Annotated in this window: 14 protein-coding genes; 4 read left to right on the forward strand and 10 right to left on the reverse strand. The window is 46.1% G+C overall.

Annotated elements, in window-relative coordinates:
• The first annotated feature begins 43 nt into the window (after window positions 1-43).
• Entirely contained in the window at window positions 44-1,576 is a 1,533-nt protein-coding gene (gene dacB / locus OCU77_RS14140) for a serine-type D-Ala-D-Ala carboxypeptidase (RefSeq protein WP_261855990.1), read from the forward strand.
• A gap of 82 nt (window positions 1,577-1,658) precedes the next feature.
• On the opposite strand, the gene OCU77_RS14145 is transcribed toward dacB, so the two are convergent.
• The 4 genes from OCU77_RS14145 to dapB all read right to left on the reverse strand — a co-directional run bounded on the left by OCU77_RS14145 (window position 1,659) and on the right by dapB (window position 8,806).
• Complete coding sequence (locus OCU77_RS14145; RefSeq protein WP_048898008.1) at window positions 1,659-2,507, reverse strand: magnesium transporter; 849 nt, start codon at window positions 2,505-2,507, stop codon at window positions 1,659-1,661.
• A 588-nt stretch (window positions 2,508-3,095) separates the two neighbouring features.
• Window positions 3,096-6,320 (reverse strand): carbamoyl-phosphate synthase large subunit, encoded by a 3,225-nt coding sequence (gene carB / locus OCU77_RS14150; RefSeq protein ID WP_048898007.1) that lies wholly within the window; start codon window positions 6,318-6,320, stop codon window positions 3,096-3,098.
• Between the two features lie 17 nt (window positions 6,321-6,337).
• On the reverse strand, window positions 6,338-7,477 hold the full coding sequence (gene carA / locus OCU77_RS14155; RefSeq protein WP_048898006.1) for a glutamine-hydrolyzing carbamoyl-phosphate synthase small subunit: 1,140 nt from the start codon (window positions 7,475-7,477) through the stop codon (window positions 6,338-6,340).
• A 519-nt stretch (window positions 7,478-7,996) separates the two neighbouring features.
• On the reverse strand, window positions 7,997-8,806 hold the full coding sequence (gene dapB, locus OCU77_RS14160; RefSeq protein WP_048898005.1) for a 4-hydroxy-tetrahydrodipicolinate reductase: 810 nt from the start codon (window positions 8,804-8,806) through the stop codon (window positions 7,997-7,999).
• Window positions 8,807-8,962: 156 nt separating this feature from the next.
• Between dapB and OCU77_RS14165 the strand changes: the two genes are divergently transcribed.
• Together OCU77_RS14165 and OCU77_RS14170 are read left to right on the forward strand one after the other, a co-directional pair.
• Complete coding sequence (locus OCU77_RS14165; RefSeq protein WP_107302792.1) at window positions 8,963-10,114, forward strand: efflux RND transporter periplasmic adaptor subunit; 1,152 nt, start codon at window positions 8,963-8,965, stop codon at window positions 10,112-10,114.
• 12 nt (window positions 10,115-10,126) lie between these two features.
• The gene (locus OCU77_RS14170; RefSeq protein ID WP_107302793.1) at window positions 10,127-13,261 is read left to right on the forward strand and encodes an efflux RND transporter permease subunit; all 3,135 of its coding nucleotides are present in this window, start codon (window positions 10,127-10,129) and stop codon (window positions 13,259-13,261) included.
• A 90-nt stretch (window positions 13,262-13,351) separates the two neighbouring features.
• Here the strand turns inward: OCU77_RS14170 and ispH are convergent, their stop codons facing one another.
• The 6 genes from ispH to murJ all read right to left on the reverse strand — a co-directional run bounded on the left by ispH (window position 13,352) and on the right by murJ (window position 20,866).
• Complete coding sequence (ispH, locus tag OCU77_RS14175) at window positions 13,352-14,299, reverse strand: 4-hydroxy-3-methylbut-2-enyl diphosphate reductase (protein ID WP_048898002.1); 948 nt, start codon at window positions 14,297-14,299, stop codon at window positions 13,352-13,354.
• Between the two features lie 12 nt (window positions 14,300-14,311).
• Window positions 14,312-14,746, reverse strand: coding sequence for an FKBP-type peptidyl-prolyl cis-trans isomerase (gene fkpB, locus OCU77_RS14180; protein WP_048898001.1), 435 nt, complete (start codon window positions 14,744-14,746; stop codon window positions 14,312-14,314).
• Window positions 14,747-14,883: 137 nt separating this feature from the next.
• Window positions 14,884-15,411 carry a signal peptidase II gene (gene lspA / locus OCU77_RS14185; protein ID WP_084711734.1) on the reverse strand — a complete coding sequence of 176 codons (528 nt, stop codon included), beginning with the start codon at window positions 15,409-15,411 and terminating at the stop codon, window positions 14,884-14,886.
• On the reverse strand, window positions 15,411-18,257 hold the full coding sequence (ileS, locus tag OCU77_RS14190) for an isoleucine--tRNA ligase (RefSeq protein ID WP_048898000.1): 2,847 nt from the start codon (window positions 18,255-18,257) through the stop codon (window positions 15,411-15,413). Before ileS ends, lspA begins: the two co-directional genes overlap by 1 nt.
• Window positions 18,258-18,262: 5 nt before the next feature.
• Entirely contained in the window at window positions 18,263-19,225 is a 963-nt protein-coding gene (gene ribF, locus OCU77_RS14195; RefSeq protein ID WP_048897999.1) for a bifunctional riboflavin kinase/FAD synthetase, read from the reverse strand.
• A gap of 81 nt (window positions 19,226-19,306) precedes the next feature.
• Window positions 19,307-20,866: a murein biosynthesis integral membrane protein MurJ gene (gene murJ / locus OCU77_RS14200; protein WP_048897998.1), complete on the reverse strand. Its 1,560-nt coding sequence runs from the start codon at window positions 20,864-20,866 to the stop codon at window positions 19,307-19,309.
• Between the two features lie 210 nt (window positions 20,867-21,076).
• On the opposite strand from murJ, the gene rpsT reads away from it, so the two are divergent.
• Window positions 21,077-21,337: a 30S ribosomal protein S20 gene (gene rpsT / locus OCU77_RS14205; RefSeq protein WP_048897997.1), complete on the forward strand. Its 261-nt coding sequence runs from the start codon at window positions 21,077-21,079 to the stop codon at window positions 21,335-21,337.
• Window positions 21,338-21,366: the final 29 nt, after the last annotated feature.

Below are 21,366 nucleotides of genomic sequence, written 5' to 3' on the forward strand. Positions count from 1 at the left end.
TTACTCTGACATTCATGCAAATAATTCAGCTATGATGCTATCAATGCTTTCATATCAAGCCAGTATCATGACTCACTCTTTACGTTCTAAAACAAATGCCTTATTGCTGCTTTCTACGGCTTTACTCTCTCATCACGTAATAGCAAGTTCATCCGCATCACTCGATGCAGACATAACAAAGTCTCTCTCATTACTGCCTGCTGGTAACAGCAGTAGCATTATCATCGCTCAAGGTAGCCAATCACAGCAAAGCGCGCCAACCATCCTATGGCAACAAAGCCCTCAGCAACTCGCCTCACCAGCCAGTACCCAAAAACTATTAACTGCCTTAGCCGCTAAGCTATATCTTCCGTCGAGCTTTACCTTTAATACTGATATCGAGCTTATTTCAAATACAGCAAAGCAAGACCTAGTTCTTCGCTTTAGCGGTGATCCTTTGTTTAGCCGGAGCGACCTCACAGCTTTACTCAAAAAAGTAAAACAACAAGGCATATCAAAACTTGATGGAGATATTTACCTGAGTGGTGGCGTGTTTAATGGCTATGAGCGTGCGGTAGGCTGGCCGTGGGATATTTTAGGCGTTTGCTATAGCGCACCATCAAGTAGCATCAGCCTTGAGCATAACTGTGTACAAGGCGCGATTTACAGTAACAAAGCGGTAGGTGCTACAACACGTGTTAACGTGCCAGCCCACCAGCCAATTACCGTAACAACCCATGCCACGATAGTCAGTAAATCTCAGCAAAAATCACGCTTCTGCGATTTAGAGCTGCATGCTCAACCAGATAACAGCTACCAATTAAATGGCTGTTTATTACAGCGCGATAACCCCCTGCCACTCAATTTTGCGGTCCAAGATACTGCCGCATTCACCCAGCAGGTGCTGTTAGCTGAACTAAAGCGTGTGGGCATTCGGTTTACGGGCGAAATCAAACGCAATGACGACCGTCAAGGTCGACGGATTGCTCGCCATCAATCTGCAGCTCTACCCGAACTTTTAGCCATCATGCTAAAAGATTCCGACAATCTTATCGCTGATAATTTGGCCAAAACCTTAGGGCACTACTACTTTAAGCAGCCTGGTAATTTTGCCAGCGGCACTGCTGCTATTAAGGCTATTCTAAAAGAGGAAGCAGGGATAGATCTCAACAATGCCGTATTAGTGGATGGATCAGGCTTATCGCGCAATAACCGTTTAACCGCAGAGCAGCTCCTGCATGTTATGGATTACTTAATTAGCCATGACTCGAAACTTGGCCTTCTATCTACCCTGCCCGTAGCCAACCAAAGTGGCACGCTGCGCTACCGCCCAAGCTTACGTAAACCGCCACTGGCTGGTAACTTAACGGCAAAGAGTGGCTCCTTATATGGTGCTTACAACCTTGCAGGCGTACTTAAAACACAATCGGGGCAATCACTCATCGTGATCCAACTGATCAATAACTACCACCCGATTAAACCAGTAGACGATAAGCCGATTACCCCTGCTATTACGCAGTTCGAAAAAGTCTTCTATGAAACCCTGTATCGTGCAGACATCAACACACTTGCTGTAAAACCACAGAACACACAGTAAAGAAAAAGCCCCAGAACATCTCGCTCTGGGGCTAATAGACGAGCAGTGGGCTCGATACGATCTGATGATAAAAGCGAAAACGCTACGCGAGTCCAAGCATCCAATTCACTGTCGTGAAGTAAATCATCATACCGGTAATATCAACGACAGAAGCAAGCACAGGGCTCACCAGTACAGCGGGATCCAGTCGGCATGCACGAGCAACCATAGGTAATACACCACCAATACTGGTCGATAATACAACCTGAATTGATATGGCCATGCCTATCGCCACAGCGATATCTTCCAACTGAATACCAAAGGGTAAACTGGATGCATCGCTGAACAGCATGACTCGCGCAATAATGACGCCAGCCAAGACGCCTGCGATAACCAGCGCAACTCGGAACTCTTTCCACAGTACCGCTAGCCAATCCTTGCAGCGTATCTCTTCCATCGCCAAGGCTCGCACCACCAGCGTTGCCGCTTGTGACCCCGTATTACCACCCGCAGCCGCAATAACAGGCATGTAGATAGCTAATAACACTAACTGGCTTAGCGTGTCTTCATAGTGCGATATAATAAGGCCCGATACTATCCCTAACAGCGCCAAGCCAACAATCCAGCCAATACGCTCACGTACATGTGACATGACACTGTTTTGCAGGTAATGCCCTGCAGGTTCAGCCTCTGAGCAGATTAAACCAAGACCATTGGCCAAATGACGCATACGCTTCTCTTCGTTCATCTCATCAAGACGATCGAGTAAACACTGCACGTGCCTTAAAGGACACTCGTGCAATACAGCAATGGCTTCTGAAATTGGCATTACGACCAATAACCTTGCTTGCTCTTGCGCGTTATATTTCAAAAATGCATTTTTTGCTGCTAACACATCATTATGTGCTAGTTGTTCGTTTGCAGTTTGTACTGCACAGTTCATTACCGCCATAGCGAATCTCCCGATTGGCAAGGACCAAGCAGCTAGTACTCACTAGTTACTTAGCTAACAGTAACGACCACCAGAATTAACCTAAAAGCCAACACACCTCACAACCAAACAGCATTTATTATTACCCCAAATAGGCAAGAATAAATGTCGATAAGCGGTAAGCCGTTTTTCAACTAACTGACAATTCAACGTGAGATATAAGGAAGAAAATCGAGGAATAGAGTGATTAGCACGTATCAAGAAGTGATACTTGTAGACATATATTCCGAACCAGCGACGGGTTCGGACAATAGGAGACCGACACCGTTAGCGGGCTTGATTTTCCACCTTCATACTCGGGGGATGGTCGGTATCGTTCATTAAAATCTCCAAAGATGCCGCATTAGCGCGACGCCGTAATTCTACGGCATTCACTCATGCGTGCAAGGTATTTAAATCAAGAATTTGCCACAAAATATTTCTTCAGCTCCAGTTAACGCAGCAAGATCGAATAAAGCCGCTAGATACCGTATTTTCTATGCATCATAAAAAAACCCGCCATAGTGGCGGGCTTGTGATTTGTGCTTTTAGATTACAGCAGTAGCATAATTACGCGTTATTAATGCGCGCATGCAATTCTTGGACAGACGTCACCTTGTTACGGTCATCTGCAGTCCATGCCATGCATGTTGCGAACGCGGCGTTTAGCGTTGTGGTGTAGTTCACTTTCTCGGCCAATGCTCCGCGACGAAGTACTTTTGAATCTTCAATCGCTTGGCGACCTTCAGCTGTATTCACAATGTAGGTGTACTCATTGTTCTTAATACGATCAAGAATGTGAGGACGGCCTTCATGTACCTTGTTCACTAGACGTGGGTTAATGCCCGCTTCGCCTAGAATAACCGCAGTACCGTGAGTTGCATCTAGCTCGTAGCCCAATTTGATTAGCTTAGACGCTAGATCCACCACTCGCTGTTTGTCATTTTCACGTACAGACAGTAGCGCACGACCACTTGCTTGCTTCTCTTTGCTACAACCTAACTCAGCTTTAGCAAATGCTTCTGCAAAAGTATCGCCCACCCCCATCACCTCACCGGTTGAGCGCATTTCTGGGCCTAATAGTGGGTCAACACCAGGGAATTTGTTGAACGGCAGTACCACTTCTTTTACTGAGTAGTACGGTGGAATAATCTCTTTAGTAAAGCCTTGTGACTCAAGAGATTGCCCCGCCATGACACGAGCGGCAATTTTAGCAAGAGGTGCCCCCGTTGCTTTCGATACAAATGGTACGGTACGTGCTGCACGTGGGTTCACTTCGATAAGGTAAACTTCATTATCCTTAACGGCAAACTGGGTATTCATCAAGCCGCGAACACCGAGTTCAAAAGCAAGCTTCTCAACCTGTTGACGCATTACATCTTGGATTTCTTGGCTTAGCGTGTAAGCAGGCAATGAACATGCTGAGTCACCTGAGTGAACACCCGCTTGTTCGATATGCTCCATGATGCCACCAATGACAACTTGTTCACCATCACAAATGGCGTCTACATCCACTTCAACAGCGTCATCTAGGAAACGGTCAAGCAGTACTGGCGATTCGTTAGATACGCTAACCGCTTCATTGAAGTAACGGCGCAAGTCTTGCTCGTCGTAAACGATTTCCATCGCACGACCACCCAGTACATATGAAGGACGCACAACCAGCGGGAAGCCAATTTCTTTCGACTTCTCTACCGCTTGTTCCATGGTAGTTACAGTTGCGTTTTCTGGTTGAAGCAGACCTAAACGCTCCACTGCTGCCTGGAAACGCTCACGGTCTTCTGCACGGTCGATAGCATCTGGGCTTGTGCCGATAATTGGCACACCTGCCGCTTCAAGTGCACGCGCCAGTTTCAATGGTGTTTGCCCACCGTACTGAACAATTACACCTTTCGGTTTTTCAATTCGGGCGATAGCAAGTACATCTTCCAGCGTTACTGGTTCGAAGTACAGGCGGTCTGATGTATCGTAATCTGTCGATACTGTTTCAGGGTTACAGTTAACCATAATGGTTTCGTAACCATCTTCGCGCAGGGCAAGCGAGGCGTGTACACAACAGTAGTCAAATTCAATACCTTGGCCGATACGGTTTGGACCACCGCCAAGTACCATGATTTTGTCATTATCTGTTGGGTTCGCTTCACACTCTTCATCGTACGATGAGTACATGTAAGCCGTGTCCGATGAGAACTCAGCCGCACAAGTATCAACACGCTTGTAAACCGGGTGGATATTGAACTGGTCACGTAGGCGACGAATTTCACTTTCCGCAACACCAAGTAGCTTAGCAAGACGGGCATCGGCAAAACCTTTACGCTTAAGCTGGCGAAGTACCGTTTCATTCAAACCCGCAAAGCCGCCATCTTTAACCGCTTGTTCTGCTTTTACTAGGTCTTCAATTTGCACGAGGAACCAACGGTCAACATTGGTTAGGTTGAACACACCATCAACTGACATACCCGCACGGAATGCATCCGCGATATACCAAATACGCTCAGCACCAGCATCTTTTAGTTCATGACGAATTGTTGTCAGTGCGTCTGGCGCATCTAGGTCAACCATTTCGTCAAAGCCATTCGCGCCAACTTCTAGGCCGCGTAGTGCCTTTTGCAGTGATTCTTGTTGGTTACGACCAATCGCCATCACCTCACCCACTGACTTCATTTGCGTTGTTAGGCGGTCATTCGCACCTGCAAATTTTTCGAAGTTAAAGCGAGGGATCTTAGTTACTACGTAATCGATTGTTGGTTCAAATGATGCAGGCGTAGCACCACCTGTGATGTCATTCATTAGCTCATCAAGCGTGAAACCAACCGCCAATTTTGCCGCAATTTTTGCAATCGGAAAGCCTGTTGCTTTCGATGCTAGCGCCGATGAACGAGATACGCGCGGGTTCATCTCGATGATAACCATACGGCCATCTTTCGGGTTGATACCAAACTGTACGTTTGAACCACCAGTTTCTACACCGATTTCACGTAGTACCGCTAGCGATGCGTTACGCATCAACTGGTATTCTTTGTCTGTTAGTGTTTGCGCGGGTGCAACTGTGATTGAGTCACCAGTGTGGATGCCCATGGCATCAAAGTTTTCAATCGCACATACGATGATACAGTTATCCGCTTTGTCGCGAACCACTTCCATCTCGTATTCTTTCCAACCAATTAATGACTCATCGATAAGCAGTTCATTCGTCGGAGAAAGGTCAAGACCGCGGCGACAAATGTCGTCAAACTCTTCTTTGTTATACGCGATACCACCGCCCGTACCACCCATGGTGAACGAAGGACGGATGATACATGGGAAGCCAACCATATCTAGCACGCCATAAGCTTCTTCCATGGTTTTTGCAGTATCAGCACGAGGACACTCAAGGCCGATAGACTTCATCGCTTTATCGAAACGGGAACGGTCTTCTGCTTTATCAATCGCGTCAGCCGTTGCACCAATCATTTCCACGCCGAACTCTTCCAATACACCGTGCTTTTCTAAATCAAGTGCACAGTTCAACGCAGTTTGGCCACCCATCGTTGGTAGCACTGCATCTGGGCGTTCTTTTTCAATGATTTTACGAACCACTTCCCAGTGAATAGGTTCAATGTAGGTCGCATCAGCCATGTCTGGGTCAGTCATGATTGTTGCAGGATTCGAGTTAACAAGGATAACACGGTAGCCTTCTTCACGAAGTGCTTTACATGCTTGTGCACCCGAGTAGTCAAATTCACAAGCCTGACCGATAACAATCGGGCCAGCACCTAGAATAAGAATACTTTTAATATCATTACGTTTTGGCATCTTTTACTACTCCGAACTTAGGCGCTGTGCTTTTTTAGCAATTCAATAAAGTGGTCAAACAAAGGTGCTGCATCGTGTGGACCTGGGCTTGCTTCAGGGTGACCTTGGAAGCTAAATGCAGGCTTGTCTGTACGATGAATACCTTGTAGTGAGCCATCAAACAATGATTTGTGAGTTGCACGTAGGTGTTCAGGCAAACTTGCTTCGTCTACGGCAAAACCGTGGTTTTGAGCCGTAATCATTACGACATCACGATCTAGGTCTTTCACTGGATGGTTTGCACCGTGGTGACCAAATTTCATTTTCACTGTTTGTGCGCCACTTGCCAGAGCAAGAATTTGGTGACCAAGACAGATACCAAATACTGGTAGGCCTTTTTCAAGGAAGGTCTTGGTTGCTTCAATTGCGTAAGTACATGGTTCTGGGTCACCAGGGCCGTTCGATAAGAACACACCATCTGGATTCAGGGCCAAAACTTCTTCTGCTGAAGTCTGTGCAGGAACAACCGTTAAGCGACAACCGCGGTCAACCAACATACGCAAGATATTACGCTTGGCACCAAAGTCGTAAGCCACCACATGGAATGGTAATTCGCTATCGTCTTTCGCTTCAGGTAAACCGCCCGTTAATGTCCAAGAACCCTGTTTCCACGAGTAAGATTCAGACGTTGTCACTTCTTTTGCTAAGTCCATGCCCTTCAGACCAGGGAACTCTTTTGCTTTTGCCAGTGCTAACGCTTCATCTAGGTTATTACCTGCAATCACACAACCGTTTTGCGCGCCTTTTTCACGCAAGATGCGTGTCAGCTTACGGGTATCAATATCAGCGATACCAACAATGTTTTGTGATTTTAAGTAATCAGAAAGGGTTTGTTCACTGCGGAAGTTTGAAGCAATAAGAGGGAGGTCACGAATAATCAGGCCTTGCGCATGGATTGCGGTAGATTCTTCGTCTTCGGAATTGGTTCCGGTGTTGCCAATATGAGGGTAAGTAAGAGTAACTATCTGTTGAGAATAAGAAGGGTCAGTGAGAATTTCTTGATACCCCGTCATCGAGGTATTAAAAACGACTTCACCAACGGCCGAACCATCTGCCCCAATGGACACGCCGCGGAACACTGTCCCATCTTCAAGGACTAACAGCGCAGATTTGCTCAAGACAACCTCCAAAAAATATAAAAATGCAATTAAAACAGATAAATTTGCAACTACCCATTCAATACTGTGCCAATAACCACTGAAAGCTGATTTTTGACAAATTCCGCGTATTCTATAGAGCGCTTATTTTTCTGTCAATAAAAGCCCTGAAATAACTACAAAATATATCAACTAGAGAAGTAAAACCAAGCGAAAGCACCAAAACACACCAACAACCCCACAATTTGTCACATGAAAGTTGTGGCCGATCTCATTTTATCGTTTGCCAAAATGTAACCAGAGATTAATAAAGATAAAACCACAAGCAAACGATTATAAACACAAGGAATAGTGTAATTTTCAACAATTAACAAGTGGAAGCGCAGCGAAAGCTAGATTTACTATGATTTACTGGAGGTATTTAGACAAGATAACAGGAGATAAAATATTATTGATAGCAGCCATGCCAATAATGTGGGTTTATGCACCAAAGGGACCTGATGCATAAACAGCACGAATATTTATTTTAGTTGTTCAAGTTTAAAGTTCGTCGAGTCCTAGTACATCTTGCATAGTGTAAAAACCCGCAGGTTGAAGGGCCAACCATGACGCAGCACGCACAGCACCATTAGCAAATGTCATACGATCTGTTGCTTTATGAGTGATTTCAACGCGCTCACCAATATCAGCAAACATCGCTGTATGTTCACCCACAATATCGCCAGCTCGAATCGTCGCAAAGCCAATTTCATCACGGCTACGCTCACCCGTAATTCCTTCGCGTGCGTATACCGCAACATCACTCAATTTATTGCCCATAGCACCAGCTATCGCTTCGCCCATACCTATCGCTGTCCCCGATGGCGCATCGACTTTATGTCGATGATGCGCTTCAATCACTTCAATATCACAGTAATCACCCATCACTTTGGCTGCTTTTTCTAGCAGTTTAAAGACAAGGTTAACCCCTACACTGTAATTAGGTGCCATAACAACACCCAATGATTTAGCGGCTTCATCTATGACCTGACGCTCGTCTTCGGTAAAACCTGTAGTCCCAATCACGATACGTTTTGCATACTTCTGGCACAGTGCCAAATTCGCCAAGGTTGGTGTAGGCGCGGTAAAGTCAATGACCACATCAAATTCATCTGCAACCGTAGCAAGATCATCAACAACAGCTACACCACATTTGCCAATGCCAGCTAGCTCACCGGCATCAACACCAATCATGCTTGATTCAGGGCGTTCGCTTGCCGCACCTAAGGTTGCAAAATCCGATGCTTCGACGGCTTTAATTAAATTGCGCCCCATGCGCCCGGCTGCGCCAGCTATCGCGATACGTACCATGCTTACTCCATTTAATGACCTAAAAATTATTGCAAACCACTCTACCCCGACAAAAAAGTTACAGCAACTCTCGTTATTAGGAGCAATTTATTTACTGTTAATAAGAATGTACGCATAATCAACTAATGTTATATTTGGAAAACAGGATGTTAAATCATGAAATGGATTCTAAAGCGCAGCACAACTTGCACCGCTATTTTGTTATCCATCGGCTTACTCAGTGGATGTGAAGAAGCAGCAAAACAGCAAGTCGCACCACCACCGCCCACCGTTATTGTCGAAACCATCTCCAAACAGCAAATTAACCCTTCCACACAATTTAGTGGCCGCATTGAAGCTGTCGAAGATGTCTCCTTACAAGCTAGGGTCGAAGGCTATTTAATGGCTCGTCCATTTCATGAAGGGGATTACGTTAAGAAAGGCACTTTGCTGTTTGAACTTGATCCAAAACCGTTCGCTGCCGAAGTACGTCAAAAGGAAGCGGCACTAAAACAAGCTAAAGCCAAATATGAAGTTTCACTGATCAACTATAAACGCGGAAAAAAACTGCTACCTAAAGGCAGTATTAGTGCTGTGGATTTTGACGAAATCACCACCGCCAAAATCACCGCAGAAGCTTCAGTCTCACAAGCCGAAGCCGCACTCGATGCCGCTCGCCTTAACCAAGGTTACACCCAAATATTAGCCCCAATTGATGGACGCATTGGTGCATCAAACGTTTCGATCGGTGATTTAATTAACCCATCAACGGGTGAGTTGGCGACACTGGTACAACAAGAGCCTATGCACGTTATTTTTAATGCCAGTGAAACTCAAATACTTGATGCTTATGAACTGAGAAAATCGGAGCAAGTCCCTGCGTTAAATGAGCTATCTCTTAGCTTAGAGCTTTCAAACAAAAGCCTTTACGATCAAAAAGGCAAGATTGACTTCATTGATAACCGCGTTGATCCAACCACGGGCACAGTCCAAATTCGAGCGAGCTTCCCTAACCCAGATCACGTACTTCAACCAGGTCAGTTCGGTAATATCATCATTGCTTCATCGGATCCCATTGAAGCCTTATTGATCCCACAAGTGGCTGTGCAGGAAGATCAAAAAGGACGCTTTGCCATGGTGGTTAACAATGAAAACATCGTTGAGCGTCGAGATTTAGAGGTGCATACCCGCCAAGGTATTTACTGGATAATTGACGCAGGCTTAATGCCTAATGAGCGCGTGATCATTCAAGGTTTGCAGCGTGTCCGTGTCGGTGCAGAGGTAAAACCACAAGTACAGCAAATCAAACCATTTGCCGATCAGCAGTAAAGGAGATCACCCATGATCAGTCGCTTTTTTGTTTATCGGCCCAAATTCGCTTTCGTCATTGCTATTGTATTGACGCTTTGTGGTTTGCTCGCGATTCCTGTTTTACCCGTGGCAGAGTTTCCTGAAGTTGCCCCACCGAGTATCAGTGTCAGTACCAGTTACCCTGGCGCGAATGCTGAAGTGGTCAAAGCGACCGTTGCCCAAGTGGTCGAAAGTGAGGTCAACGGGGTCGAAAACATGATTTACATGTCATCGAAATCCTCCAATGACGGCAGCTATAACCTCACTGTGACTTTCGCCGTTGGAACCAATGCCGATGATGCCCAAGTCCAGGTCCAAAACCGAGTCCAAAAGGCCACTTCACGTTTACCTGAAGAAGTAAAACGTGAAGGTATTGCAGTAGAGAAGCAATCATCTAGTATTTTGATGGTGGTAAACCTGTTCTCCCCTAAAGACAGCTACGACGCACTTTATATTACTAACTACGCTAGCTTGAACCTTAAGGATGAATTAGCTCGCGTACCAGGTGTGAGTAAAGTAAACATTATTGGCTCACTTGATTACGCTATGCGTATTTGGCTCGACCCAGACAAAATGGCGCCACTCGGGGTTACCCCACAAGATGTACTGGCAGCCATTAAAGAGCAAAATATTCAGGTTGCCGCAGGTCGTATCGGTGCTTCACCAACGCCCCCCGATCAACAATTCCAATATACGTTACAAACTCAAGGTCGATTGGTCGATGCTGATGAATTTAAAAACATCATCATCCGTGCCACGCAAGATGGTCGAAAACTACGTGTCAGAGACGTTGCTCGAGTTGAATTAGGCTCACAAACCTACGATGCACAAGGCAAGCTTAACGGCCAACCTTCCGCCATTATTGCAATCTACCAATCCCCTGATGCCAACGCACTTGAGGTCGCAGAAGGTGTTCGCGATACCATGCACCGACTAGAGTCGGGCTTCCCGGAAGATCTCGAACAAAAAGTACTTTATGACACCACAGAATTCGTTGAGACATCGATCAATGAAGTGGTGCAAACCCTCTTTATTTCGGTTGTACTGGTTGTTTTAGTTGTCTTTATTTTCTTACAGGATTTCCGTTCAACCTTAATTCCCGCTATAGCGATCCCTGTGTCGTTAGTGGGTACTTTTGTGTTCTTGCTGATTTTCGGCATGACCATCAATACCGTCTCACTGTTCGCCTTGATTCTGGCCATCGGGATCGTGGTCGATGATGCCATTGTGGTGATCGAAAACGTGACTCGGTTAATGGAAGATGAAGGGTTAAGTCCTCGTGATGCAACGCTAAAAGCGATGGATGAAGTTACTGGTCCCGTCATTGCAACCACGCTGGTACTGCTAGCCGTATTTGCTCCAACTGCTGTCATGCCAGGTATTACCGGACAAATGTACGCGCAGTTCTCAATCACCATTTGTATCTCAGTACTCATTTCATCAATTAATGCTCTGACCCTGTCTCCCGCTTTGTGTGCTTCACTGCTTAAGCCACCGAAAAAGCATGAGAAAGGTTTCCATGCAGCCTTTAACCGTATCTTCGATAAGATCACTGACCGCTATACCAATGTCGTTGCGACTATGATCCGCCGCGTAGTGATCGTGAGCATCTTATTTGTGGTCATGTTGGCAGGAACTGGCCTCTTAGCCAAAGTCTTACCAAGTGGCTTCATTCCAGACGAAGATAAAAAATCATTCATGGTGGATGTCTCACTGCCTGATGGTTCTTCGCTTAACCGTACCGAACAGGTGATGGCGGAGTTGGTTGATATCACCCGTAATGAAGAAGGCGTAGCCGATGTTATTCATGCCAGCGGTTTTAGCATTTTATCCGGCTCTTTGAAGTCTAATGGCGGTCTATTGATCGTGACATTGGACACGTGGGAAGATCGCAGCGATCCAAACCTACATCAAACTCAAATCATCGCCCGCCTTCAGCAGAAATATAACCAGCTGCCAGAAGGGGTCGCCCAAGCTTTTGCTCTGCCACCACTTCCTGGTGTCGGTAGCGTTGCAGGGGTTGAGTTTGTCTTGCAAGATAACCGAGGGCGCTCAGCACAAGAGCTCGCCTCTGTCATGCGGGGCTTTATTATTAAGGCTAACGAACAACCTGAGATCGCTTTTGCCTTTAGTAATTTCACTGCCGATGTACCGCAGATCTTTGCCGATATAGACCGTGAAAAGGCCAAAGTACTTGGCGTTCCACTTGATGAGATCTTCTTCACCCTCCAAACACAGTTAGGAGGGATGTACGTCAATGACTTCACTAAATTCGGTAAAAACTTCCGCGTTATGATGCAAGCGGAAACCGAGTTTCGATCTGACGAAGCGGGCATTCAACACTTCTATGTGCGGGGAACTGGTGGCCAGATGGTGCCATTAAGCACCTTAGTTAGCACTCGCCCATCACTGGGGCCTGACGTTGTCGATCGCTATAACCTCTATAACTCAGCGACCATCAATGCGATCCCAATTCCCGGGTTTAGCTCTGGTGAAGCCGTAACGGCCATGGAGCGAGCGGCCGAAAGTTTACCTGATGGCTATAGCTTCTCGTGGACCGGAATGACCTACCAAGAAATCAAAGCCGGTAACTTAGCACCTTTGATTTTCTCACTGGCGTTAGTCTTTACTTACTTATTCTTAGTCGCTCAGTATGAGAGTTGGACCGTTCCGCTGGGAGTTATCTTCTCAGTACCAATTGCGATTTTAGGCGCTTTCTTGTTTGTGTGGGTACTCGGTAGTGATGTCAATCTCTACACTCAAATTGGCTTGGTTCTGCTGATAGGCTTGGCCAGTAAGAATGCCATCTTAATCGTAGAATTTGCCAAAATGCAGCGCGAAGAAGTGGGTCTGTCTATTCGTGACTCAGCAGTGAAAGCAGCACGATTGCGCTTCCGGGCCGTACTCATGACAGGCTTCTCGTTTGTATTAGGCGTAATGCCATTAGTGGTCGCCAGCGGTGCTGGTGCGGGAAGTCGACGCGCTCTTGGTAATGCGGTATTTGGCGGCATGACCTTAGCCGTCGTGGTGGGGACTATCCTAACGCCAGTGCTGTATTTTGCCATCCAGTCAATTCGCGAGAAAGTGAAGAAAGTGGATATGGGCGGTATTGCCAAGCAGAACTAGCTTTATTATCGCGACCAACAATCAAAAAGCCCGAGGCATATTGAATGCTCGGGCTTTCATTTATTCACCACTTATTTTGTAAAGATGTGATTAGTCAGTAATGATTTTCACCTGCAATTCACGTGGCACTTCAAAGAACATATTTTCTTCTCGGCCAGACAGCTCTTCAACTGTGGCTTGGGTCAGCGTTTGAATACGTTCGATAATTTGATTTACCAGCTCTTCTGGTGCCGATGCTCCTGCCGTCACGCCCACTTTACTCTGGCCATCAAACCACGCTGGATTAACGTCTTCAGGGCAGTCCGTTAAGTAACCGGGGGTGCCCAACTTTTCAGATAACTCACGTAAACGATTCGAGTTTGAAGAATTCTTCGAACCCACCACGATCATAACATCAACAGTTTCAGCCATTTCACGTACCGCGTCTTGACGGTTCTGGGTTGCGTAACAAATATCATCTTTACGCGGGCCTTGGATCTCAGGGAAGACTTCACGTAGTTTTTCAATCACATCCGCCGTTTCATCAACAGATAATGTGGTTTGGCTAACATAGTGCAAATGGCTTGGATCTTTCACCACCATCTTCTCGACATCTTCTGGTTTCTCAACCAAATACATGCCGCCTGTTTCACTAGCATATTGCCCCATGGTGCCTTCCACCTCTGGGTGCCCCGCATGGCCAATCAAAACCACTTCCATATTTCTACGGCTAGCTCGCGCCACTTCCATATGCACTTTCGTTACCAGCGGGCAAGTTGCATCAAACACTGTCAGTTGACGTGCTTTTGCTTCTGTTCGTACGGCTTGCGACACACCATGAGCTGAAAAAATCACGATACTGTCATCAGGCACTTCATGCAGTTCTTCAACAAAGACCGCGCCACGCTGTTTCAAACCTTCCACAACAAAGCGGTTATGTACCACTTCATGGCGTACGTAGATAGGGGGTTGATACATTTCAAGCGCACGCTCAACAATGCTGATTGCTCGATCAACACCGGCACAAAAGCCACGCGGATTTGCTAGTAAGATATTCATTGCTAACAGCTCTTAGTTTTCTATTGTCACGACTTCCACATCAAACGTGACGCGTTGCCCCGCTAATGGGTGATTAAAGTCGACGGTTACCGAGTCACCAACCACTTGGGTGATCACGCCTGGGATATCTTGGCCATCAGGCCCTGCAAACGCAACGATAGTGCCCACTTCAGCTGGTGCATCTGCACCAAACTTACTTAACTCTATATGGTGGATATTATCTGGGTTAGGCAGACCAAACGCATCTTCTGGCGCTAACTCAAAACTGCTTTTTTGTCCTTGCTGTAACCCTAACAGACATTTCTCAAAATTGTCCGTTAAGCTTCCATCACCCATTCTAAATTTTGCCGGCTTACCCATTGCTTGGGTTGAATCTGCTACCGAGCCATCTGAAAGCTTGATCGAAAAGTGCATTAGCACTTCACTGTTTTCCTTGATTACCGACATGTGTAGGGTCCTTTAAGTGTATCTAAATGATACTTAGTTATGGGCTATTGCGAATAAAAAATTTTCCAGTCCCCTTTTACAACAAAGCGCCGTCCGTATCAACGGACAGCGCTTAAGGGTATTACTGGGTTTAGCTTTTATTTGGCTTTTTCTTTCTTGTCAGCGATAAAGCCTTCAAGAATGATCATGGCTGCACCAATACAAATTGCGGAATCCGCAATGTTGAATGCAGGCCAATGGCTGTTCCCGACATAGAAGTCTAAGAAGTCGACTACAAAACCATGGTACATACGGTCAAACAAATTACCGAGTGCCCCACCGATAATCAGTGCGTAAGCACTGTTTGCAAGTCGATTTTCTGCTGAAGAACGGCGCATCCAAAAAATCAGTAAGCTACAAACACCTAATGCTATCGCTGTAAAGAACCATCGCTGCCAACCACCTGCATCACTTAAAAAGCTAAATGCAGCGCCGTAGTTATGCACATACAGCAAGTTAAAAAATGGCAGGACCTCTATACGATTGGGCCAACCATATTCCATGGTGTTCATGACAAGTAGCTTACTACCCACATCAACAATGAAAACCAGAGCCGCTAGCCACAGCCAGCGCACTCCTGATTGTTTCAATGACAGTTCGGTCTGTTTAGGCGATGTCATTGTCATTAGGCAAACTTACGCTCTTCGCCTTCACCATCGATGTTGCTTACACAACGACCACATACTTCTTCGTGGCCTTCAATAGTGCCTACATCTGCAACATGGTGCCAACAACGGTCACACTTCGCAGCTTCAGATGCAGTAACAGTCACAAACAAGCCTTCAACGTCGGTTTCTTGTGCGCCAGCAGGCATGCTATCAGCAACAACAACAGCAGCTTTCGACGTTAGTAGTACGAAACGCAGTTCGTCTTCTAATGTATTCAGCTTGTCAGCCAGTGCTGCATTTGCGTGAAGTGTTACTTCTGCTTGTAGAGCACCACCGATAACTTTGTCTTTACGTGCGCCTTCAAGAAGCTTGTTCACTGCACCACGAACTTGCTGAATTTCAGCCCAGAATTCGTTGTTCAGTTTTTCATCTTCAGCAAGACCGAATAGACCTTCAAACCACTCGCCAGTGAATACAAACTTGTCACGTTGGCCTGGCATTTCATTCCAGATTTCATCAGCAGTGAATGACATGATAGGTGCCATCCAACGTACTAAGGCTTCAACGATGTAGTAAAGCGCAGTTTGACAGCTACGTTGTGCGTGGCCACCTTGTTTCGCTGTGTACTGACGGTCTTTGATTACGTCTAGGTAGAATGAACCCATTTCAACCGAACAGAACTGCATTAGACGCTGTGTTACACCGTGTAGATTGTACTCGTCGTATGCTTTTACGATTTCTTCTTGTGCAGCCATCGCACGACCAACCGCCCAACGATCCAGTGCTACCATATCTTCTGGTGCAACTAGGTCTGTTTCTGGGTTAAAGCCGCTTAGGTTCGCTAGGAAGAAACGTGCTGTGTTACGAATACGACGGTAAGCGTCCGCAGAGCGTTTTAGGATTTCATCTGAAACCGCTACTTCACCAGTGTAATCCGTTGATGCAACCCATAGGCGAAGGATATCTGCGCCTAGTTTGTTCGTCACATCTTTCGGTGCAACAACGTTACCTACCGATTTCGACATCTTACGGCCCTGGCCATCAACAACGAAACCGTGGGTTAGTACTTGTTTGTACGGTGCCGTATCTTTCATTGCCACAGATGTGATCAATGAAGACTGGAACCAACCACGGTGTTGGTCAGAACCTTCAAGGTAAAGATCAGCAGAGTTACCATTAAACTCTTCACGGCTATCAACAACAGATGCGTGAGTTACACCAGAATCGAACCATACGTCCAGTGTATCGAGCACTTTTTCGTAGTTCGCAGCGTCTGCTTCACCCATTAGCTCTGCAGGATCAAGATCCCACCATGCTTGAATGCCTTGCTGTTCAACAAGTTGTGCAACTTTCTCGATCAACTCGTGAGAATTAGGGTGCAGTTCTTGTGTTTCTTTGTGTACGAATAGAGCAATTGGCACACCCCAAGTACGTTGACGAGAGATACACCACTCAGGGCGACCTTCGATCATCCCTTCGATGCGGCTTTGGCCCCACTCAGGTAACCATTGTACGCTCTTAATTTCACCTAGCGCTTTCGTACGTAGGCCAGCTTTATCCATTGAGATGAACCACTGTGGCGTTGCACGGAAAATGATAGGTGTTTTATGGCGCCAGCAATGTGGGTAGCTGTGCTCGTAAGCATGGTGATGCAGCAGCGCACCGTGCTCTTTTAGTGTTTCGAGTACTGAATCATTCGCTTTAAATACGTGTTGACCTGCAAATAGTTCAGTATCAGGTAGGTAAACGCCGTTGCTACCAACAGGGTTCGCTACTTCTAGATCGTATTTTTGACCAACCGCGAAATCCTCTTGACCGTGGCCAGGGGCTGTGTGAACACAACCAGTACCAGATTCAGTCGTTACGTGATCGCCAAGAATTACGGGCACATCGAAGCTGTAGAATGGGTGGTTAAAGCGAACTAGCTCTAAGTCTTCACCTTTACAGAAACCAAGGTTATGGAAGTGCTTAATACCTGCACGATCCATCACATCTTTTGCTAATTCAGCAGCAACGATCAGACGGTATGCTTGCTGATTGTTTTCAGCATCCGCTTCAACTTGAACCAATACATACTCAAGATCGTCACGAACAGCAACTGCACGGTTTGCAGGTAGTGTCCAAGGCGTTGTTGTCCAGATAACGATAGATACGTCACCTTGACCTTGGTGGCCTTCAGGGCAAGAAAACTTAGCCACGGTTGCCGCTTCGTCTGCCGCTTTAAATTTCACATCAATTGATGGTGAAACTTTGTCTTGGTATTCCACTTCCGCTTCAGCCAATGCTGAACCACAATCAGTACACCAGTGAACAGGTTTAAAACCTTTCAGTAGGTGGTTGTTGTCTGCGATTTTACCCAAAGAACGAATGATGTTCGCTTCTGTTGCAAAATCCATTGTGCGGTAAGGCTTAGCCCACTCACCTAGTACACCTAGGCGAATGAAGCTTTCTTTTTGACCTTCAACTTGACCCGCAGCATATTCACGACATTTTTCGCGGAATTCTGCAGCTGTCAGTTTACGACCTGGCTTGCCCCACTTTTTCTCTACCATTAATTCAATTGGTAGACCGTGGCAGTCCCAACCTGGTACGTACGGTGCGTCAAAGCCTGAAAGCGTCTTTGACTTAATAATAATGTCTTTAAGAATCTTATTTAGCGCGTGACCAATGTGAATATCACCGTTGGCGTATGGAGGGCCATCGTGCAATACGAAGGATTTTTTACCCTTCTTAGCTTTACGAATTTCACCGTAAAGATCTTCATCATTCCAACGCTTAAGCATTGCTGGCTCACGTTGAGCTAGGTTGCCTCGCATCGGAAACCCTGTTTCAGGTAAATTCAGGGTATCTTTATAGTCGCTCATTGATTCTAGATTCCGTTACTTGGGCGAAGTTGGACATTATTACGCTCAGACAGCCACACCCGTGCTGTTTGGGCATCTCGCTCAATTTGTGCTTTCAGCGCATCAAACGATTCGAATTTTATTTCGTTGCGTAGCTTATGGTGCAACACAACTTCAATCTGACAACCGTATAAGTTACCAGTAAAATCAAACAAATGTACTTCTAACTGTTGGCGTACACCGTTGACTGTTGGTCGATGACCAACATTAGCGACACCCGGGTAAGGGGCGCCATCTAAGCCAAAGACTTCAACCGCGTAGACACCAGAAACAGGCGACACGCGTCGTTTCAAGGGCACATTTGCCGTTGGAAAGCCAATGGTTCGGCCTAGTTTGCGTCCGTGGGATACTCGCCCACACACACTATAAGGTCGTCCTAGCATGGTTGATGCTGATGTTAACTCGTCATTTGCTAATGCTTGACGAATCGCGGTACTGCTCACACGTTGGGTTGATACACAAAAACTCTGCGTACTTACCACTTCGAAACCCCATTCGCGGCCAGCCGCTTGTAGCATTTCAAATGTGCCGCTTCGACCTTGACCAAAGCGAAAATCATCACCAACTACCAGAAACTTAACACCCAATTGCTCAACCAACAAGCGACGAACAAAGTCACGCGGGGTCATATTGGCAAAATGGGCATTAAAATTGATGCAAAGCAAACGCTCGACACCCACTTTTTTCAATTGCTGATATTTATCACGAAAACGCGTTAACCGTGCGGGCGCTTTATCACCAGCAAAAAGTTCTAACGGTTGAGGCTCAAAAGACATCACCGTTGCTGGTAGCGACATAGATTCCGCTTTGGCAATCACCTGACGTAACACCGCCTGATGACCCAAATGGACACCATCAAAATTGCCAATCGTCAGAACACAACCGTGATGACGAGGCTTTATATTATGTATTCCTCGGATTAATTCCATGTACCGCTTGCTATTTCGCTAAGTTAAATTTCAAAATTCACGATAAAAACTGGCGGATTATATACTACTCCGCCCTGTCAATCAGCTATCAGTGCGAAGATGATGAGGACGAATGCCTAAAATCATCACAATAACCAAATAAACCGAGGCGCCAACCGCGATCAATCCCGATAGCCACATAACGCGATGACTCAAGCTCCAACTTAACCATTCACTCATTGCAGGCATCAAGCATAATAGTGCCGCCACCATAGCAACACCACCAATCGCAAGGCGTGCCACAAACATCAGGGTCGTTTTGGTTACTCGGTACACGTTTGCAATATGTAGACCACGGTATAGCAGTGCTGCATTCACGAAAGCCGACAGTGCCGTTGCCATCGCTAAACCAACATAACCATAGAAATACGCAAAAATTGCATTAAAGAACATGTTGGTGATCATCGCAATAATACCAAAGCGTACTGGTGTCTTGGTATCTTGCCTTGCGTAATAACCTGGTGCTAGCACTTTTATCAACATAAAATTTAAAAGGCCCGATGCGTAAGCCAATAAAGACATGGATGCTTGCTGCACGTCATTCGGGGTAAATTCGCCACGCATGAAGAGCACCATTAGCATTGGCTTGGCCAACACCATTAACCCTAACATAGCGGGAATACCCAGCAGCAATACCATACGCACGCCCCAGTCCATAGTGCTGGCAAACTGACCCGAGGTTTTTTCTACGTGTTTACGCGACAGCGCAGGCAAAATCACTGTGGCGATCGCAATGCCAAATAGCCCTAGCGGAAACTCTAATAAACGATCCGAGTAATACAACCAACTGATCGAGCCTGTCGCGAGGAAGCTGGCAATAAAGGTATCAAACAATAAATTGATTTGACTAACAGATACACCAAACAAGGCTGGGATCATCAAAGTGCGGATTTTGGTTACCCCTGGATCATTCCAGCCCCATTGCGGACGCACCAAGGCCCCTTCTTTTATAAGGAAAGGAATTTGGAATAAAAACTGAATCAAACCACCAAGAAATACACCGATCGCTAAGCCTATTTCTGGTTGAGCTAACTGCGGCGATAAAAACCATGCACAACCAATGATAGCGACATTTAAAAACACTGGGGTAAAGGAAGAAACCGCAAACTTACCTAAGGTATTAAGGATGGCACCAGATAAAGCAACAAAGGTAATGAACCATAAATAAGGAAAGGTGATTTTTAGGAGTAAACTCGCTAATTCAAATTTAGGCGCTGCAGGGCCATCGTTTAACCAGTCAATAAACCAACCCGCACCAAACAGCGCTGTCACTGCCCCCGAACCTAAAATCCCCAATAACGTCACAATAGACACCAGTACGCCCAAGGTACCTGATGCTTTGGCAATCAGCTGACGGGTTTTATCCATGTCACCGGTTGCATGATATTCCGTCAGCACAGGAACAAACGCCTGAGAAAAAGCCCCTTCAGCAAATAGACGGCGTAAAAAATTGGGAATTTTATTCGCGAAAAAGAAAACATCGGCGGCAGCACCAGCTCCCATCAAGTTCGCAACCACGACATCTCGGACCAAACCAAGCACTCGAGAAACCAAAGTCATGGCGCTAACTATCAGTCCTGAGCGTAAAAGACGCTTACTCACAAAAAAACCTCATAAAAGATAGCCCAGAAAGGTGACTTACGGGGCAAAATGCTGGTAAAATCTGCCGCCATATTAACCGTGTTATTCCGTAAGTGCCAACTTCATGGGCTTGACGGTTATTTACACAAATCATTTGACAATCTTTCGCTTTGTTGGCATAGTCCTCGGCCTTAAATTGTCACCGTACCAAAGAATTTGGGAGTTACACCCTTGGCAAATATCAAATCTGCTAAGAAACGTGCACTAACTTCAGAAAAACGTCGCCAGCACAACGCTAGCCGTCGTTCTATGATGCGCACTTTCTTCAAAAAAGTTATCGCTGCTATTGAAGCTGGCAACAAAGAAGCTGCAACTGCTGCTTTCGTTGAAATGCAACCTGTTATGGATCGTATGGCTACTAAAGGCCTAATCCACAAAAACAAAGCTGCACGTCACAAAGCTCGCCTAGCGGCTAAAATCAAAGCTCTTTAATAGAGACTTGGTTTTACAGCGATAAAAAA

The sequence above is a fragment of the Photobacterium swingsii genome, assembly GCF_024346715.1.
Lineage (GTDB): Bacteria > Pseudomonadota > Gammaproteobacteria > Enterobacterales > Vibrionaceae > Photobacterium > Photobacterium swingsii.

Bases quoted from the DNA above. Each gene is read 5' to 3' on its own strand.
- dacB (WP_261855990.1), top strand. From the start codon at position 44: ATGCTTTCATATCAAGCCAGTATCATGACTCACTCTTTACGTTCTAAA.
- OCU77_RS14145 (WP_048898008.1), bottom strand. From the start codon at position 2,507: ATGGCGGTAATGAACTGTGCAGTACAAACTGCAAACGAACAACTAGCA.
- carB (WP_048898007.1), bottom strand. From the start codon at position 6,320: ATGCCAAAACGTAATGATATTAAAAGTATTCTTATTCTAGGTGCTGGC.
- dapB (WP_048898005.1), bottom strand. From the start codon at position 8,806: ATGGTACGTATCGCGATAGCTGGCGCAGCCGGGCGCATGGGGCGCAAT.
- OCU77_RS14165 (WP_107302792.1), top strand. From the start codon at position 8,963: ATGAAATGGATTCTAAAGCGCAGCACAACTTGCACCGCTATTTTGTTA.
- OCU77_RS14170 (WP_107302793.1), top strand. From the start codon at position 10,127: ATGATCAGTCGCTTTTTTGTTTATCGGCCCAAATTCGCTTTCGTCATT.
- ispH (WP_048898002.1), bottom strand. From the start codon at position 14,299: ATGAATATCTTACTAGCAAATCCGCGTGGCTTTTGTGCCGGTGTTGAT.
- fkpB (WP_048898001.1), bottom strand. From the start codon at position 14,746: ATGTCGGTAATCAAGGAAAACAGTGAAGTGCTAATGCACTTTTCGATC.
- lspA (WP_084711734.1), bottom strand. From the start codon at position 15,411: ATGACAATGACATCGCCTAAACAGACCGAACTGTCATTGAAACAATCA.
- ileS (WP_048898000.1), bottom strand. From the start codon at position 18,257: ATGAGCGACTATAAAGATACCCTGAATTTACCTGAAACAGGGTTTCCG.
- ribF (WP_048897999.1), bottom strand. From the start codon at position 19,225: ATGGAATTAATCCGAGGAATACATAATATAAAGCCTCGTCATCACGGT.